At 64.8% G+C, this 1,531-nt stretch carries 3 protein-coding genes; 1 reads left to right on the top strand and 2 read right to left on the bottom strand.

Going from position 1 to position 1,531, the window contains the following annotated elements; genetic code table 11:
* The coding region (locus tag DBR30_RS13600) for a glycine zipper 2TM domain-containing protein (RefSeq protein ID WP_258224427.1) at nucleotides 1-373 on the top strand (373 nt) is incomplete at its 5' end.
* A gap of 113 nt (nucleotides 374-486) precedes the next feature.
* On the opposite strand, the gene xdhC is transcribed toward DBR30_RS13600, so the two are convergent.
* Together xdhC and xdhB are read right to left on the bottom strand one after the other, a co-directional pair.
* Nucleotides 487-972 carry a xanthine dehydrogenase iron sulfur-binding subunit XdhC gene (gene xdhC, locus DBR30_RS13595; RefSeq protein WP_108542220.1) on the bottom strand — a complete coding sequence of 162 codons (486 nt, stop codon included), beginning with the start codon at nucleotides 970-972 and terminating at the stop codon, nucleotides 487-489.
* The coding region (xdhB, locus tag DBR30_RS13590; protein ID WP_258224426.1) for a xanthine dehydrogenase FAD-binding subunit XdhB at nucleotides 969-1,531 on the bottom strand (563 nt) is incomplete at its 5' end. The genes xdhB and xdhC, both read right to left, overlap by 4 nt.

The raw sequence follows: 1,531 nt of genomic DNA, 5'->3' as shown, positions 1-1,531 counted from the left end.
CGTCACCGTGACCCACCGCAAGCCGGTACAGGATGAGCACAAGATCCTCGGCACCGTGGTGGGCGCGGCGCTGGGTGGCGTGGTCGGCCACCAGTTTGGCGGCGGCAGCGGCAAGAAGGTGGCTACCGCCGCCGGGGCGGTCGCGGGAGGTTATGCCGGCAATCAGGTGCAGGGCAATATGCAGGCGGGCGATACCTACACCACCACCGAGCAGCGCTGCAAAACCGTACAGGATACGAGCGTCAACACCATTGGTTATGACGTGACCTATCGCCTCGCAGGTCAGGAGGGGGTGATCCGCATGAAGCAAGCCCCCGGCGCCACCATTCCGGTCAAGGATGGCAAATTGGTGATCGACCAGCCAAAAGTGTGATTTCTCCTGGCGCAATTCAGCAGCAGGCCCGCCTCTTTCAAGGCGGGCCTGGGTTTTGGGCGGCTTGTTTCCTTTTTCAAACAACGGCACTCAGGGTCATTGCGCCCAGTCAGTTACCCCTTGCAGCACTTCTTCACCGCCCGCACCACGTTCTGATACCCGGTGCAGCGGCACAGATTCCCCGACAGCCCGCGGCGGATCTCCGCATCGGTCAGCGGACGACGTTCGGTCTTGTCGAGCAGGGCGGCGCTCGCCATCACGAGGCCTGGGGTGCAAAAACCGCACTGCACCGCCCCCTCGTCGATAAAGGCCTGCTGCACGTCGGAGAGCTCATTGCCCTGCCGCTCCCCCTCCACGGTGCGAATGGATTTGCCATCGGCCCAGACCGCCAGATAGAGGCAGCTGTCGATGGCAGTGCCATCCACCCGCACGGTACAGGCGCCGCACTCACCGACACTGCACCCCTCTTTCACACTGATCAGCCCCTGCCCGCGCAGGAAGTGGAGCAGCGACATGGTGGGCGGCACTGCATAGGAGTAAGGCTTGCCGTTGATCTCGCACTGGATCTCCACGGCGGGACAGCTTTGCGGTTGCATCATAGGATCTTGCCTCCGGCACGTTCGACTGCGCAGGCGACCACCCGCTGCGCCAGGGTTTTGATAAGGTGCAGGCGAAACTCCTTCTCCGCCCGCCAGGAGGAGCGCGGCGCCACATCGGCCACCACAGCCTCGGCAATCGCGGCCAGTGTGGCGCGAGTCAGGGGTTGCCCCTCGGCCGCCGCTTCCGCGTGAGGGGCGCGCACCGGTGTCGGGGCCGCCACCCCATAGGCCAGCCGCAGGCGCTTGAAGTGACCATCCTCAATCTGGCAGTAGGCGGCGCAGCCGATGGTGGCGATATCCATGGCACCCCGCATGGCGTATTTGAAGTAGTGGGAGCCCACCTGGGGGTGCGCGTCCGGGGCAAAGTGAAACGCCACCAGGATCTCCGCCGGTTGCAGCGCCACCTTGCCGGGGCCGGTATGAAAACCGGCGATGGGGATGCGGCGTGTGCCATCGGGCCCCGCAATTTCAAGCTCTGCTTCCAGCGCGACGGTGGGCGCCGCCGAGTCAGCACTGGTAGCGCCGTTGCAGATATTGCCGCCATAGGTGGCGACGTTGC

This window comes from Aeromonas sp. HMWF017 (assembly GCF_003061465.1).
Taxonomy (GTDB): Bacteria; Pseudomonadota; Gammaproteobacteria; order Enterobacterales; family Aeromonadaceae; genus Aeromonas; species Aeromonas veronii.
This window is presented reverse-complemented; position numbering and strand designations above follow the sequence as displayed.

Excerpts from the sequence above, each read along its gene's own strand:
- xdhC (WP_108542220.1), bottom strand. The coding sequence starts at position 972 with ATGATGCAACCGCAAAGCTGTCCCGCCGTGGAGATCCAGTGCGAGATC.